At 62.1% G+C, this 14004-nt stretch carries 23 protein-coding genes and 1 pseudogene; 16 read left to right on the top strand and 8 right to left on the bottom strand.

What is annotated here, in order from left to right:
- Positions 1-199: 199 nt before the first annotated feature.
- On the bottom strand, positions 200-556 hold the full coding sequence (locus ABIA40_RS04545; protein WP_404539399.1) for an Ig-like domain-containing protein: 357 nt from the start codon (positions 554-556) through the stop codon (positions 200-202).
- A gap of 308 nt (positions 557-864) precedes the next feature.
- On the opposite strand from ABIA40_RS04545, the gene ABIA40_RS04540 reads away from it, so the two are divergent.
- Both ABIA40_RS04540 and ABIA40_RS04535 read left to right on the top strand, forming a co-directional pair.
- Complete coding sequence (locus ABIA40_RS04540) at positions 865-1137, top strand: DUF3551 domain-containing protein (RefSeq protein WP_404539397.1); 273 nt, start codon at positions 865-867, stop codon at positions 1135-1137.
- Between the two features lie 114 nt (positions 1138-1251).
- The gene (locus tag ABIA40_RS04535; protein WP_404539395.1) at positions 1252-1596 is read left to right on the top strand and encodes a response regulator; all 345 of its coding nucleotides are present in this window, start codon (positions 1252-1254) and stop codon (positions 1594-1596) included.
- Positions 1597-1631: 35 nt separating this feature from the next.
- Here ABIA40_RS04535 and ABIA40_RS04530 read toward each other — a convergent pair whose 3' ends face one another.
- A complete protein-coding gene (locus ABIA40_RS04530) occupies positions 1632-1823 on the bottom strand; it encodes an SANT/Myb-like DNA-binding domain-containing protein (RefSeq protein ID WP_404539392.1) in 192 nt (63 codons plus the stop codon).
- 200 nt (positions 1824-2023) lie between these two features.
- Positions 2024-2251, bottom strand: coding sequence for a hypothetical protein (locus tag ABIA40_RS04525; protein ID WP_404539389.1), 228 nt, complete (start codon positions 2249-2251; stop codon positions 2024-2026).
- Between the two features lie 132 nt (positions 2252-2383).
- Here ABIA40_RS04525 and ABIA40_RS04520 point away from each other — a divergent pair, with 132 nt between their 5' ends.
- The 6 genes from ABIA40_RS04520 to ABIA40_RS04495 all read left to right on the top strand — a co-directional run bounded on the left by ABIA40_RS04520 (position 2384) and on the right by ABIA40_RS04495 (position 6922).
- On the top strand, positions 2384-2581 hold the full coding sequence (locus tag ABIA40_RS04520; protein ID WP_404539386.1) for a hypothetical protein: 198 nt from the start codon (positions 2384-2386) through the stop codon (positions 2579-2581).
- Positions 2582-2733: 152 nt separating this feature from the next.
- Positions 2734-3054, top strand: a complete 321-nt coding sequence (locus tag ABIA40_RS04515; RefSeq protein WP_275511456.1) for a hypothetical protein — start codon at positions 2734-2736, stop codon at positions 3052-3054.
- Between the two features lie 37 nt (positions 3055-3091).
- Positions 3092-3724, top strand: a complete 633-nt coding sequence (locus ABIA40_RS04510; protein WP_404539383.1) for a hypothetical protein — start codon at positions 3092-3094, stop codon at positions 3722-3724.
- Between the two features lie 222 nt (positions 3725-3946).
- On the top strand, positions 3947-4132 hold the full coding sequence (locus tag ABIA40_RS04505; protein WP_197948764.1) for a hypothetical protein: 186 nt from the start codon (positions 3947-3949) through the stop codon (positions 4130-4132).
- Positions 4133-4282: 150 nt separating this feature from the next.
- Positions 4283-5569, top strand: coding sequence for an NRAMP family divalent metal transporter (locus tag ABIA40_RS04500; protein ID WP_404539380.1), 1287 nt, complete (start codon positions 4283-4285; stop codon positions 5567-5569).
- A 138-nt stretch (positions 5570-5707) separates the two neighbouring features.
- A complete protein-coding gene (locus ABIA40_RS04495; RefSeq protein WP_404539378.1) occupies positions 5708-6922 on the top strand; it encodes a mandelate racemase/muconate lactonizing enzyme family protein in 1215 nt (404 codons plus the stop codon).
- A 94-nt stretch (positions 6923-7016) separates the two neighbouring features.
- Here the strand turns inward: ABIA40_RS04495 and ABIA40_RS04490 are convergent, their stop codons facing one another.
- Positions 7017-7295, bottom strand: coding sequence for a hypothetical protein (locus tag ABIA40_RS04490; protein ID WP_036007648.1), 279 nt, complete (start codon positions 7293-7295; stop codon positions 7017-7019).
- A gap of 294 nt (positions 7296-7589) precedes the next feature.
- Positions 7590-7799 (bottom strand): hypothetical protein, encoded by a 210-nt coding sequence (locus ABIA40_RS04485; protein ID WP_036007651.1) that lies wholly within the window; start codon positions 7797-7799, stop codon positions 7590-7592.
- A 332-nt stretch (positions 7800-8131) separates the two neighbouring features.
- Between ABIA40_RS04485 and ABIA40_RS04480 the strand changes: the two genes are divergently transcribed.
- Positions 8132-8548, top strand: a complete 417-nt coding sequence (locus ABIA40_RS04480) for a hypothetical protein (RefSeq protein ID WP_036007763.1) — start codon at positions 8132-8134, stop codon at positions 8546-8548.
- A gap of 262 nt (positions 8549-8810) precedes the next feature.
- Here the strand turns inward: ABIA40_RS04480 and rocF are convergent, their stop codons facing one another.
- Complete coding sequence (gene rocF / locus ABIA40_RS04475; protein WP_404539373.1) at positions 8811-9788, bottom strand: arginase; 978 nt, start codon at positions 9786-9788, stop codon at positions 8811-8813.
- Between the two features lie 261 nt (positions 9789-10049).
- Here rocF and ABIA40_RS04470 point away from each other — a divergent pair, with 261 nt between their 5' ends.
- From ABIA40_RS04470 to ABIA40_RS04445, 6 genes and pseudogenes are all read left to right on the top strand, one after another.
- Positions 10050-10310: a hypothetical protein gene (locus ABIA40_RS04470; protein WP_036007657.1), complete on the top strand. Its 261-nt coding sequence runs from the start codon at positions 10050-10052 to the stop codon at positions 10308-10310.
- A gap of 234 nt (positions 10311-10544) precedes the next feature.
- Positions 10545-10739 carry a hypothetical protein gene (locus ABIA40_RS04465; RefSeq protein ID WP_404539370.1) on the top strand — a complete coding sequence of 65 codons (195 nt, stop codon included), beginning with the start codon at positions 10545-10547 and terminating at the stop codon, positions 10737-10739.
- 68 nt (positions 10740-10807) lie between these two features.
- Positions 10808-11029: a hypothetical protein gene (locus tag ABIA40_RS04460; protein ID WP_271544246.1), complete on the top strand. Its 222-nt coding sequence runs from the start codon at positions 10808-10810 to the stop codon at positions 11027-11029.
- Positions 11030-11790: 761 nt separating this feature from the next.
- Positions 11791-12006: a hypothetical protein gene (locus tag ABIA40_RS04455; protein WP_036046393.1), complete on the top strand. Its 216-nt coding sequence runs from the start codon at positions 11791-11793 to the stop codon at positions 12004-12006.
- A 102-nt stretch (positions 12007-12108) separates the two neighbouring features.
- Complete coding sequence (locus tag ABIA40_RS04450) at positions 12109-12324, top strand: hypothetical protein (RefSeq protein WP_271544242.1); 216 nt, start codon at positions 12109-12111, stop codon at positions 12322-12324.
- Positions 12325-12349: 25 nt separating this feature from the next.
- Positions 12350-12552 (top strand): annotated as a pseudogene (locus ABIA40_RS04445) (CsbD family protein).
- A gap of 54 nt (positions 12553-12606) precedes the next feature.
- On the opposite strand, the gene ABIA40_RS04440 reads toward ABIA40_RS04445, so the two are convergent.
- Entirely contained in the window at positions 12607-12756 is a 150-nt protein-coding gene (locus tag ABIA40_RS04440) for a hypothetical protein (protein WP_275511463.1), read from the bottom strand.
- 539 nt (positions 12757-13295) lie between these two features.
- On the opposite strand from ABIA40_RS04440, the gene ABIA40_RS04435 reads away from it, so the two are divergent.
- A complete protein-coding gene (locus ABIA40_RS04435) occupies positions 13296-13538 on the top strand; it encodes a hypothetical protein (RefSeq protein ID WP_051056887.1) in 243 nt (80 codons plus the stop codon).
- 94 nt (positions 13539-13632) lie between these two features.
- On the opposite strand, the gene ABIA40_RS04430 is transcribed toward ABIA40_RS04435, so the two are convergent.
- A complete protein-coding gene (locus ABIA40_RS04430; protein WP_271544233.1) occupies positions 13633-13827 on the bottom strand; it encodes a hypothetical protein in 195 nt (64 codons plus the stop codon).
- Between the last annotated feature and the right edge of the window lie 177 nt (positions 13828-14004).

Raw genomic sequence — 14004 nt, 5'->3', positions numbered from 1 at the left:
AGAGGGCACTGACACGGACCAGTTTCGAGGCGCGTCAGCGCCGTCTCGAAGGAGAGGCGTGCGCGCTGGCCGCCGCTACGTATAAGGGAATGTCGGCTGTCGATGGTCAGGCGGACAACATCTGCTGGAGAAAGCTTTGTCGGTTTTGACCCGGCATCGTGAGTTGCCAAGAGGCGCTGCGATGGTTCATTGGCAGCTACTACTCTATCGTTGCATTCACCGTCATGACCGACTTGCCCGAGCCGTACGGACCCTTTCCTTCACCATAGATGGCGAACGTATCGGTGCCCTTGTAGTTGGATGCCGCGGTGTACCTGAACGTCGTTACGTTGACTTGGCTGAGCTTGCCGTGCGCGGGCTTCCGGGCCACGCCCGAGCGATGCATCGCTCCCGGAATTCGCATCGGGAAATTGCACGTTTCGCCCGACTTGACCGCGAAGTAGGCGGTCATGTCCACGCCGAACACAGATGGGCTGCCGGTGACGCTGCACTCGGAGATGGCGAAGGCCGTAGCCGGCGTCAGGCTCAGGACAGCAGCGAGAGCGAATATCCGCATGCTCATCTCCTGGTGAGATCAAGCAGCATCCGAAGCAATTGATCTCGAAGCGTCGGGATAACCATTGATTTGAATCAACATTCGACCTGCGCCGACCAGGCGATTGTACGGGCGGAACGGCGACTTCCGCTGGTGGCGCTCCCGTCTTCGCCTGTTGCCGACCATTGGGAGGAGCAATTCACTCCTGCGATCTCGCCTCTGCTGCACCGCGAACAGAACAACATCTCCTTGGTCGATGGCCAGCGCCCTGCGGATTGCCTTCGAGGCTCGCGTCCATTTCGGGATGTTCTATAGTCCGCCGACTTTGCATGATGGAGAGTAAAATGCGATTCGCTTTGCTTATTGGGGCCCTGCTGCTGGGGCTTTCTTCAGCAGCAAAGGCCGGCCGCGACTATCCCTGGTGCGTCTTCGGTGGCAATGTTGGCTACCCCGGCGAGTGCATGTATGAAACGAGAGAGCAGTGCCTGGCCTCGGCATCCGGACGGTGGACCAGCTATTGCGATATCAATCCGCGCATGAGATTCCAGCAGCAGGCGCCGCGCCCGGCCCGTCCGGCGACGAGACCAAGGTCCGATCGGTGAAGTAAGTCCAACGGACCTTTGTACCTTGGCAGTCAACGCGATCGGAGTGCCAAAGCGCCTTTGCCAGGGAACGTATCGGATTTGCCTAAGTTGACGGGCAAGGAGTTCTTGCCCATGAGTTACACGGTCTTGCTTGTCGATGATGATCCCAACGTGCGCGACGTACTCGCAAGCATGTTGGAGGACCTCGGCTGCAAGGTCGTTTGCGCCCAGAGCGGCGGCGAAGCACTCGACGCCTTACGGGACAATGAAAGCATTTCCATCCTGATGACGGACATCAACATGCCGGGCATGGATGGTCATGAATTGGCCGAACGCGCTCGACGCCTGCGTCCGGCCGTGAAGGTGCTGCAGGTATCCGGCCGGGAGCCGCGACGAGGCGGCCTTCCATTGCTCCGCAAGCCCTTCACCGAAGATGACCTGGCGCGCGTGATGCAGCAAACAACCGGTCTTTGCTAGGGCGGCGCGTTGATGATTATACGCCCCAGCACGCGCTATTTGCCGCGCTTGGTCGGGGCGGAACCCAGCGCGATGCCGTGCTGCCAGGCGCGCACCCGCACCGCCGCTTCGGTCCGATTCAGCTCTGCGGCAATCTCGTCGGGCCGGCCTCCGGCTTCAGCCAGCGCTTTCAGCCGCTCATGCTCTTCCGCCGTCCACCTCTTCAGCAAGGGATAGCGTGATTGCATGGTCGAAGCTGGCTCACCGTCGTTTATAGCGCTGGCGACAATCGGCCGAGACGGACGGAGTTCCTATCCTGGCCGCGCGTGACGGGCGGAGCACGGATCAGGCTTCGCGACATGAGTTTCCGAAAGCAAAGCCCGCGACGGATCGCTCCGCGTGGGCTTTGTTTCGAGCGCAGGCTCGGGTGAGACCTTCCCGCAGTGCATCAGTTCGAGGTGCAGACCTTGACGGTCTTCATGCCGGCCTCGGCTTCCGCCCTCGTCTTGTACACCGTGTCGCCGCTGACGACCGTCGTTTCCGTGGTCGTCGGCTTCGACTCGGTGATGGTGCACTTCTTGGTCTTGACGTCCTGCACAACGTAGAACGATTGCGCAAACGCGGGAGCCGCAACCGACGTCAGCACGGCGGCGGCAATGATCGTTTTGAACTTCATCGTGTGTCCTCCTCCAGCAGCCCGGTGATCCAGGCGTGTAGACTACAAACGTCACGAATTGCCGCTTGTTCCCGGTTCTTAAAGCCGAACCAACTCCGCCCGATCGCGTTGGTGCGGAAACAGGAGGCTTCCATGCTCGACTTGCGGATCGTGACGACGTCGCTGGCGATGCTGCTCGCCCTGGTCAGCGTGGCGCTGGCCGAGCCCCCGAAGGACAAGGCCCCAACCGTCGTTCAAACCACAACCGACGCGCGCCCCATCCGCGTGATCCTTCCGGCGCCGTGGGAGCCCACCAAGGGCCAGGCCGAGTCCGTGCAATCCTCGAAGTAGCGTAGCGGACGAGCGATGCCCGTAGCTCGCTCGGCAACGCCGCTGCCGGATTGTCCCGACCGAAGCGCCGCAGCAAACTTCTCCTTCAGAATAGCAACCAATCCGACTCTCACTTGTTGTCGCCCGCACAATCACTTGCAGGAGACAACAACATGAAACGTCTGACAGTTCTGGCCACAACCTTGTTGCTGCTCGGTTCGGCGCCCGCCGGCGCCCAGTCGCAACCGGCGCAAAGCGGGCCGGGCAACAACGCCGTGAACAGCTCCGACCAGAACAACTCCAACGCACCGGTCGCGGGCCGCAACAGCTTCACCGAAGGACAGGCGAAATCGCGGATCGAGGGCGCGGGTTATTCCAACGTCTCCGGCCTGCAGAAGGACAACGAGGGCGTCTGGCGCGGCAAGGCCGACAAGGCCGGCACCAAGACCGACGTCAGCGTCGACTTCCAGGGCAACGTCAACCCCGCCAAGTAATTCGCGCAAGAAATTCGCGAAATCAGGAGATCCAGACATGACGACGACCATCTCTCGCCTGTACGACAATTACGCCGATGCCGAGCGCGCCGTGATCCGGCTCGAAAGCGCCGGCGTGCCGCATTCCGACATCAGCCTCGTCGCCAACAATTCGGACAATTGGTACGGCTCACGCTCCGGCAAGGTCGCCGGCAAGGTCGATCGTGACCGCGACGGCGTCGACGATCGCGCCGAAGGCGCCGGCACCGGTGCCGGCATCGGCGCGGGGCTCGGCGGCGCCGCCGGCCTGCTCGCAGGTCTCGGCCTCCTCGCCATCCCCGGTCTCGGCCCGGTGGTCGCGGCCGGATGGCTCGCCTCGACCGCGGCAGGCGCTGCTGCCGGCGCGGCCACGGGCGGAATCGTCGGCGCCCTGACGCAGGCCGGCGTCTCGAAGGAAGACGCATCGCGTTATGCCGAGGGCGTCCGCCGCGGCGGCACGCTGGTGTCGGCGAGGGTGCCGGACCAGGACCGCGCGCGCCTCGATGCGCTTCTGCACGAACGATCGGTCAACCTTCAGGAGCGCAGCGCCGCCTGGCAGAAGTCCGGCTGGAGCGACTTCGACGCCGCAAGCCCGCCATTGTCGCCGGAGGATATCGTCCGCGAGCGCGAGCTCTATGGAATGCGGCGATAGGCAGCAGAGCCCCGACACGACGAAGGCCCCGCGATGCGGGGCCTTTTTGATGTCGACGACCAGCCATCACGCCGGCACGGTCGATGGTGCCATCTTGCCGGTGTTTTGCCCGACGGGTCAAACTTTATCTCAAATGCCGCAAAGCGGATTGGCCGAAGTGAAATCTCTTCGCCTCATGCTGGGACATGTCGAATGGACGGGGGCAAGCCGGAGAGACCTTCGATGTATTACGTCGCCGCTGCATTGCTGGTGCTGTCGGGACTGTTCTATTCCGCGAGCCGTCATGAGCTCGGCCAATTCGGCGCGAACGTGTGCAGCTACGGCGGCACGTTCTGCGACAACCCGGTGGTTCTCTTCACCGGCGCGGCGCTGGCCGCCGCCTGGGGCATGTTCGTCAGCATCAAATAGGCCGATGATGGCAATATAGCCCTGTTTTGCCCGACGGAGCAAACGCGACTTAGCATTTTCGGAAATCAGCCGTCCGCTTCGGCAGCGGGAACTTATGGTATTCGATTCGCATTTGCTAAAGACGACGTCCGCACCCGTTCGAGCCCGTTCATGAGCGACAGCGCCCTCACCCCGACGAAATCCGCGCCGACGCTGTTGCAACGGCTGGGGCCCGGCCTCATCACCGGAGCTGCCGACGACGACCCGTCGGGCATCGCGACCTATTCGCAAGCCGGCGCGCAATTCGGCTTCGGTCTGTTGTGGACCGTGTTTCTGACCACGCCGTTCATGATCGCGATCCAGCTCGTCAGCGCGCAGATCGGCCGCGTCACCGGTAAGGGGCTCGCCGCCAACGTCATGCGCGTCGCGCCGCGCTGGGCAGTGCTGGCGCTGGTGTCAATGCTGGTCGCCGCGAACACGTTCAACATCGCCGCCGACATCGCCGCGATGGCCGAGGCGCTCTCGCTCGTCATCGGCGGCCTCAACCACGAGCACGCGCTGATCTTCGCGGCCGGCTCGACCCTGCTGCAGGTGTTCGTGCCCTATCGCCGCTATTCGCCGGTGCTGAAATTCCTCACGCTGGCGCTGTTCGCCTATGTCGCGACCGCCTTCACGGTGCAGATTCCCTGGAGCACGGCGCTGCTCGCCGCGGTCTGGCCGAAGCCGAATGTCAGCGCCGACTATCTCCTGATGGTCGTCGCCGTGCTCGGCACCACCATCAGCCCCTACCTGTTCTTCTGGCAGGCCTCTCAGGAGGTCGAGGAGATGAACCAGGGCGAGCGCGACGAGCCGCTTCGCCAGCTCAAGCGCGGCGGCGATCACGAGCTCGACCGCATCAAGACAGACACCATCTCGGGCATGCTGCTCTCGAACTGCATCGCCTTCTTCATCATCCTGACCACCGCATCGGTGCTGCACGCCAACGGCATCACCAATATCGGCTCGGCGACGGAAGCGGCCGAAGCGCTGCGGCCGCTGGCCGGCGATTTCACCTTCGCCCTGTTCGCGACCGGCATCATCGGCACGGGACTGCTCGCCATTCCCGTGCTGGCGGGCTCGGCGGCCTATGGCGTTGCCGAGATCTTCGGCTGGCGCGCCACGCTGGAGGCCAAGCCGGACGAAGCGGCCGGCTTCTACACCATCATCGCCGCGGCAACCCTGATCGGCTTCGGCCTCGGCTTCACCGGCATCGACTCGATCAACATGCTGGTGTGGAGCGCGGTGCTCAACGGCATCGTCGCCGTCCCGATCATGGCGATGATGATGCTGATCGTCTCGAACCGGACCATCATGGGCCGCTTCAGGGCTCGCTCCTGGCTGATCGCGCTGGGCTGGCTCGGCACCGCAGTCATGGCGCTCGCCGTTCTCGCTTTGCTCGGCTCGTCGGTGATCGGCTGACGCAAGGCCTGCTTCGGACGCGCTGCCGCGCCGCATCGCTGCATCTTCCAGCCGCCCCGCGCTTGGCTTAACAATGCGGCCCGGGCCCGGCTCAAGATCGGGCAATAAGAAAAGCCCGGCCGGGCGACAGGGAGCGACATGACCAAATCTTCAAAAGCAACAAGCCTCGAGATCCTCGCCTGCGACGCCGGCTGGAGAAACTATCATTTCGTCAAACTGACGACCGAGGACGGCATCGTCGGCTGGAGCGAATTCGACGAAGGCTTTGGCTCGCCCGGCGTCGGCGCCGCGATCCAGCGCCTCTCGGCGCGCGTCATCGGCCAGAACGTCTTCCAGCACGAGCGCACCTTTGCCGAATTGTTCGCAGCGACGCGTCCTGCGGCCGGCGGCGTGGTGGCGCAGGCGCTCGGGGCGATCGAGAATGCGCTGCTCGATGCCAAGGCGAAATCGCTCGGCGTCCCCTGCTATGAGCTGCTCGGCGGCAAGATCCGCGACCGCGTCAGGGTCTACTGGTCGCATTGCGCCACGTGGCGGATCAATCACCCGTCCTGGTACAAGCCGGCGATCGAAACTCTCGACGGCGTCAAGGCGATGGGGCGCGAGGTGCGCGAGAAGAAGTTCACCGCGCTCAAGACCAACATCTTCTCCTATGACGAGGGCAAGCCGACCGGCTGGCGCCCCGGCTTCGGCTCGCCCTTCGCGCCCGAGATCAACGTCGACCGCAAGATCCTGCGCGACCTGCACATGCATCTGGAAGCGATCCGCGACGGCGCGGGCCCCGACGTCGATATCCTGCTCGACTGCAACTTCAACGCCAAGACCGAAGGCTACTTGAAGATCCTGCGCACCATTGCCGACCTCGACATGTTCTGGGTCGAGATCGACAGCTTCAATCCCGAAGCGCTCGGCTATATCCGTCGGCAAAGCCCGCACCCGATCTCGTCCTGCGAGACGCTGCTCTCCTTGCGTGAATTCCTGCCCTACTTCCACGCGCAGGCCATGGATGTCGCGATCATCGACACGCCCTGGAACGGCGTCTGGCAGTCGATGAAGATCGCAGCTGCCGCCGAAGCCTTCGAGGTCAACGTCGCCCCGCACAATTTCTACGGCCATCTCTGTTCGATGATGAACGCGCATTTCTGCGCCGCGGTGCCGAACCTGCGCATCATGGAGATCGACATCGATCGTCTGTCCTGGGATCGCGAGCTGTTCACGCACGAGCCGGAGATCGAGAACGGCCATCTCATCATCCCGAACCGGCCCGGCTGGGGCACCGAGCCGAACGAAGAAGCCTTGCGGGCTCATCCGCCGAAGACGAGTGGCGGGCTCCTCAACTACGGCCGCAAGGGTTGAGAGGCTAAAGCATGATCCGGAAAAGTGTGTAGCGGTTTTCCGAAAAGATCATGCTCAAACGATAACCTAAAGCGCGATGACAATTCGTCGCGCTTTAGGGCGTCACGGGATTGACGGTTGGAGACGTCTTCGGCCGCTGCGGCTCGATCGGCGATTTCGGATCGGTCGGGAGCACCAGGGCGCCAGCGGCCCGTGCCGCTTCGCCTGTGGTCGCGTACATCGCGACGTGGGCAGGCTGTGTCTTGGCCCGGCTCCACGGGCCGTGGTCGACGATCAGCATGGCCGCAATCGTCACGCCCGCCACGATCAACGCCATCACGCCGGGGTGACGCAGGGCTCTGGACATGGAGTACGCGAAGCGACCGTTTGCCATCGAAGGGTCCGCAATTTTCCTATCGCAGGTTAATTCGGTTGAGCCCCCTCCGGTTCCCCTCCTGTTGCGGCTCGTAGCGCTGGTCGATGCCGCGCCGGTCGTGGTCTCGGGCGAGGCGACGGGTTGCTGGATGGAGTTCCCGGCTCGGGCACTCCGGGCGCAAGCTCTATCCCTCGCACACGACGCGCAAAACCGTCACGATGGTCGCCGAGATGAGACATGAAATCGCAAGCAGGGTCCAACTCGGCCTCGTGCTCGTGCGGGCCACGCGGACAACGAGCATCTTCATGCACGTCAACATTCATCCCTGGGAAGGCGGTGCAGGTAGGCTATCCCGAAAGAGGCGAGCTCTTCGGTATCGCTTGGGTGCTCTTCCCACCTCCTCTGCAGATGGCGTTCCAGCAGACAGCGCCTTGTGTCGTGGGCGGCGACCTCGGGGTGTCGCGCCCGGTACACCGTCCAGGCGGTGTCCGCGGCGTTCTTCAAGACCATGTCGTCGTCCATGCCTGCTCTCCGGAAATCCGAACCTCGTGGCGTCCCAACTTAAGGACACGCTCCAAAGTTTCCGGTTTTTCCCGGTATTCGACCATTTAATGATTCAAGGCGATTTGATCGGATTCTTTCTCGGCGCGCCGCGCGCCGCTCGGGGCAGTCCCGAACCTCTGGGAGGCACTTGGCCGAACTGATGGGAGCGGCGGGCGTCGCCGTCCAGGCCCGAATTCTCGGTGACGCTGTCCCGACGCCGAGCACCCATTGGCTCTCGCCACCGGACAGCAGCAACCATTGCTTATTCTTCCCGTTATTCCCTAAGGCAATGTGATGTGAGAGGTATGTTGATGAAGAAGATTGCAATGTCAGCCTTGATGGCCGGCGCTCTAGGCCTGAGCTCGATCGCAGCAACGTCTCCCGCCGAAGCCCATTGGCGAGGTTGGGGACCTGGCATCGCCGGCGGCCTGGTCGCAGGCGCCGTCATCGGTGGCCTTGCCTCCTCCGCCTACGGCTGGGGACCCGGCTATGGCTACTATGGCGGACCCCGCTATTACAGTGCCGGTTACTACGGCGGCCCCTACGCCTACGACTACGGATACGACGAGCCCTATCGATGGGGCGGTGGCTACACCACCACCTACTACACGGCGCCCGTTTCCTACGGCTATCGCTATCGGCGCGTCGTGCGCCCCGCCTACGCCTATTACGGTGGGTCCTATCCGGTCGTTCGGCACCACTGGCATCGGCACCACCGCCATTGGTGAGAGCAGCCGATCAGGCGGCACGAGAGCCGCGCTCGACATGGGCGCGGCCTTTCGCTTGAAGGCCGGGCTAACGCATCTGAGAGTCTTCCCCGCGGCCATCCTTCGAGACGCCCGCTTTAAGCGGGCTCCTCAGGATGAGGACGGAGTGCGCGGCGGCAGTTTCAACGAGCGCTAATGCCAAATAGCCTCATCCTGAGGAGGCGCGTAAGCGCCGTCTCGAAGGACGAGGCGTGCGCACAGGCCGCCGTCTCAGACGCGCGCTTCACTCGCCCGGCGCGATGGCGTTGCTCGGCGTCGGCCGGTCGGTGATCTGCTGACCGAACAGGCTGCCGATCAATTCGACCGCCGTGCGCGCGGTCCGACCGCGTTCGTCCAGGAACGGATTGAGCTCGACGATGTCGACCGATCCGACGACGCCGGAATCGTGCAGCAGCTCCATGATCAGGTGCGCCTCGCGATAAGTGGCGCCACCCGGCACGGTGGTGCCGACGCCCGGCGCCACGGAAGGATCGAGGAAATCGACATCGAAGCTGACATGCAGCACGCCATTGCTGGCCTTGACCCGTTCGATGACGCGGCGGATCAGGACAGCCACGCCGAACTCGTCGATCTGGCGCATGTCGACGATCCGGATCCGGCGCGTGCGCATCAGCTCTTTCTCGAGCTTGTCGATCGAACGCGCACCGAAGAGATCGAGCTTGTCCGGGCCGATCGAGGCGCGTGGATCGTCGCCGAGCAGGCCGTCGAGCCCGGGCTCGCCGCACAGAAACGCGGCTGACATGCCGTGCATGTTCGCGGTGATCGTCGTCTCCGGCGTGTTGTAGTCGGCATGGGCGTCGAGCCAGAGCACGAACAATTCGCGGCCGCGCTCCTGCCAATGCCGCGCCATCGCATTGACCGACCCCATCGACAGCGTGTGGTCGCCGCCGAGAAAGATCGGCAGCGCACCTGATGTCGCGATCTCATAGCCTCTGCGGCTCAGGGCGCGCGTCCAGCGCTGGATTTCGCGGTAGTGATTGGCCTGTTCGGGCGGCCGGTCGGTGAGCTCCCGGACTTCGGCTATGGACAGATCGCCATAATCGACGACCTCGAAATCAAGGCTTTCCAGCAATGTCGCAAGGCCGGCGGTGCGCAGCGCCGCAGGCCCCATCAAGGTGCCGCGCTGCGAAGCCCCCATGTCGATGGGAGCGCCAAGCAAGGCGATGTGCCGGGCTCGATCCGTCATGGTCCGGTCGGTCACGGCTGTCTCCTGACGTCAGCAAGGTTCACTTTAGCCTAACAGAGATTCGCACCCGTCGTTTCCCGGGGAGCCCGCAGGTGGCCGCATATCTTCCGGAACAATATCCCGCGCGCTGAATTGCTCATCCAAGGCCGGCACCCGCCGTCAATCACGGCGCCTGTCGCGGATAGCCAAAGGTCACCAGACCCGCTGTTCAAAACGAGCGCTCGCGCGGATAGCCAAAGGTGCCGGCTTCGATCATCACGCCAGGAGGTCGCGTCCTTGAGCACGGAGATACCGCAATCCTCGTCCCAGCCCGGCATGGCCGAGCGTGCCATCGATACGGCCGCGGACGTCTCCCGCACCATCGGTGAAGTCGCCGGAGGCCTGCACGCAGCGGTCGATCGCCTCACCTCCGCAGTCGAGGAATCGCGCAAGCCCGGCGGGGCACTCGCGACGGTTTCCGCGATCACGCGCGAAGCACCGCTTGCGAGCCTGTTCGTCGCCTTCCTTTTTGGCGTCGCGGTCGCGCGCCGAAGGTAGCTGTTCTGCGACCGCCCCTAGTGAGACCGTCCTCCGTTGACTCGCTCGGCGCTGCGGTTCGGTCCCGGAGCCGATCTGAAGGCACTCCCCCCGCGGTGGCACTTGCCAACGGAAATCTTCACCTTAAGGGTCAAGCGCTGAGCCCGGTCGCGCACGGCGGGCTTGTACAAGCGGTCGTAGCGATGCCGGCCGTGCTGCTGTTGACGAACCTCAGCCCTCCAGCGTTGGTCGGCCGTGCTGTTGTTTCAAGACGGCCGCATTCATATCGAGAAGATCAGTGCAACGTTTCCTTACCAGCTTAAGGCCGGCGCCACAGAGTTTGGCGCTGGCATCGTCTATGCGGTCGAGAAGGGCTGGCTGATGCTTCACGAAAGCGGAACTTGCGTGAAGCTGCTCGCCCCCGGCGAAGATCTCCTCGCTTCACAATAGGAACATCTCCGTTCCGGATGCTTTCTGGAAATCGACGAGCCGGAGCTGGCGAAGCCGGAGGCGCGACCATGAAGCGCCACGCCATGAGCAAGTATTTCGGAAATGGGACTGGCCACGTACTGCGCCAACACAACAGTGCCGTGCTGCTGTTCAGGTGGCAGGGCAAGCCCGACGGATCGGCCCGCTATGCCGAGCACGTCAACCGCTACGTCCGCAATGGCGTGGAGTATCCCAGCCTTGCCGCCCTGCTCCGCGCCGTCGAGGCCGAACACGTTTCCAAGGAGACGTGATATGTAGCTGGCCCTCAGAACGTCCCTACGCTCTTCTCATTGGCTCAGATCAGACCCACGATGATCAAGACTCCGATCTCAATCATGAGGAGCGTAGCCGTTGCTGCGGAGATGAGAAAGCAATCACCTAGTGACAGGTGCATGATCTAGCTCACAATTTGCCCTAGAAGCGGCCCCTTACATCCTTGGAACAGGGCGGCAGGGCGGGATGATGGGACCGCTTCTAGGAGGTCCTTGACGCGTTCATCCGGCGCCAAGCGGTCCTCATTCTAATCCAACTTTAAATCTCGTCCAGCATTTAATTCATTTAAAATGGCGAATTATATTAATATTTAATTGCGCCACGATTTGAACGATGCAGCCGCTGGGAAAAGGGTTGCTTTACGGTGAGCGATCTATCTGCCCGAGCATGCGAGGGACGCAAGCTGTGGCTGGCCAGCCGCAAGCAAGCCCCCCGAGGGCCTGACTGGATCCAAGACGATGGAATGCTGGCATGCATGACAACGAGCGCGTGCGGCTGCTCTCTCGCAATGGCATCGAGAGACCAGGCGGTACCCCTGGATCGATGAGGCGGCTCTGAAGAATCGCCAGACAAGGAACCCCAGCCCGGCGCCAGCGCAGTGCTCTGCGGCTCAAGCAGCTTTAATCTGCCCTGCGCATGAGATTGGCTTTGGCCGAAAAGCGGTGGCGAGCGGGAACGTCGGGACGGAGCTGAGGTTGACCGAAAAAGAAGAGATTGGCGGCGCCAGCTGAGCACACTGATGGACAAGACCTTCGTCTATGATGCGTTGAGGCAGATCGAGCGCGATGTAGTTGAAGGAGAACGACGCCTTGCAGAGCAAGAGAGAGCGATCCTTCAGTTGAAGCGGGAAGGAAAGGATACCGCTACTGCTGAAGCAGAGCTGGACACATTGCGCAGAGCCCAGCGTGTTCTTGATCAGGACCGACAACGCCTCCTCTCGCTGTTACAGCCTTGAACGGGTGACGGCATTCGGCGCCGCTGTGCGTTAGAGCATCATCCGGAAAAGTGCGTAGCGGTTTTCCGAGAAGATCATGCTCAAACAATAACGTGAAGCGCGATGACGATTCATCCTAATGGCATCGCGATTTGGTGCATCGTGAAAATCGCTCCAGAGCCAAAGCTGACGCGAACCAATGTCCCTCAACGTTGTTGTTTGCGGGAGACCATCGCCCGCCGTTCTGTTGCGGCGCCGATCGCAGATAGCCAAAGGTCAAATGCCCGCTTCTCCGAAGCGCTTGCGATAGCTAGCCAAAGCGGCGGTCTCGGCATCTGAATTGAAGTTCTAAGAGGAGGCCACCATGGACTGGAACCGCGTCGAAGGAAATTGGAAGCAGATCAAAGGCAAAGTGAAAGAGCAGTGGGGCAAACTCACGGATGACGACCTAGACACCATTGATGGCAAGCAAGACCAACTTGAGGTAAGCTCCAGCAGCGTTACGGTTACCAAAAGGATCAAGCCAAAAAAGAGCTCAACGACTGGTTTGGTCGCCAGAAGTGGTAGTAGCCTAAAGCCCGCGGATACCAGCGGGCTTTCTTTTGTGTAGCGATTTGCGCTTCAAAGCTCCTGCGGCTTCATCAAGTCGCGGGCGGCACCCCGGTCTTCCGACGCGAGACGCGCTTCCTTCCGGTAAGCTGCGATACGCTGCGAGATGCTCCCATCATTGGCAACTTTTTCAGTCATGTCGCGCTCGTAAACTAAAGCCATTTACCGAAATCGGTGACGCTAGGCTTAGGTTGCAGATCAATCCCTAGTCAATTGACAACGGTGTTGGGTGGGTCGAGCTTCATTTCGGCTTGAGTCACAAGCAGCGGGTCGAAGTGAGCACGGCCCCTCGTCCGCTCTGCCGCCGATAGCCGACATACAACAGTCTTGCCTTGTTCGGCTAAGGGGCAACAGCGGAAGTCGCGCTCATTCATCAGCTCGTTGCGAGATAAGTCCTTGGCTCAGATTTCATTTCGCAGCCCGGGGCAATGTGCCAGCACGCCGGTTGATAGAAACGCGGTTCGGGGATGAGAAAAAAGGAGCTTCCGATTTCGGCGCAGCGGAGTTGATACCGCACGGGATCACCACAGTGGTGCCCTGACCTTCGGCCGCCACTGTGGGGCCAAGTCGCTCGGGCGGGGGTCGCATGGTGGTCGGCACGAGACGGAAAGTTCCACTCCGGCGGCCTGCCTGTGACTGCGTCCGTCTAGGCAAATCGCGGAGCGACGCTCCGACGTCGGCTTTCGGGGAGCACACGCATCATGGATGAAATCCTGCGTTGGGTGGCGACAGTCGGCACGATCGGCGCCGGGCTGATCCTAGCTGCCCGGGCGCGGCCACTCATTACCGGCTGGGCCTTCGTCGTACTGAGCGGTGCATCGGTGATCTGGATCGTCGTCGGCTATCTAACAGCGGAATATGCGCTGATGGTGCAAAACGTGGTGGTGACACTTATCAACGTGTTCGGCGTCTACCGATGGCTGATCTGGAAAGGAAATGTATGAAAGCGTTCTGGCGACCCCGTTGGGCCCCAGCTTCATCCCCATTTCCGATAAAGGACCATATTTCCGATAAAGGGGACCGCCGATTGCGGCGGGCTCAGTTCTTCGTCAACGGCTTCTTTGGGTCCGCCGCGGCAATCTCGATATCAACCGGGGGCAACTCGCCCGTGCGGTCCTTCAGGTCGGCCGCTCGCTGGATCAATCCCGACGCAACCTGTGGGTCCTTTGTTGTTTTTGCCATTCGCAGCAGCGTTGCTGCCGCCTCTCGGGCGAAGGAGATGTAACGCGGCACGTCTCTTTATCCCATGAAGGCCCCGTGGGATGAAGCCACAAACTCGTACTGCGTTCCGCCGCTTTGTACAAAAATGTACACAGGGATAAAAAGGCCTCAGCTCCGGGGCTGGCCGAGCTGAGGCCTTGTGTCGGCATCACGTTGTCGAGGCGCGATCCGGCAGGATCAGCTTAGCTC

This window comes from Bradyrhizobium sp. USDA 223, assembly GCF_044909005.1.
In the GTDB taxonomy this organism is placed as follows: domain Bacteria; phylum Pseudomonadota; class Alphaproteobacteria; order Rhizobiales; family Xanthobacteraceae; genus Bradyrhizobium; species Bradyrhizobium yuanmingense.
This window is presented reverse-complemented; position numbering and strand designations above follow the sequence as displayed.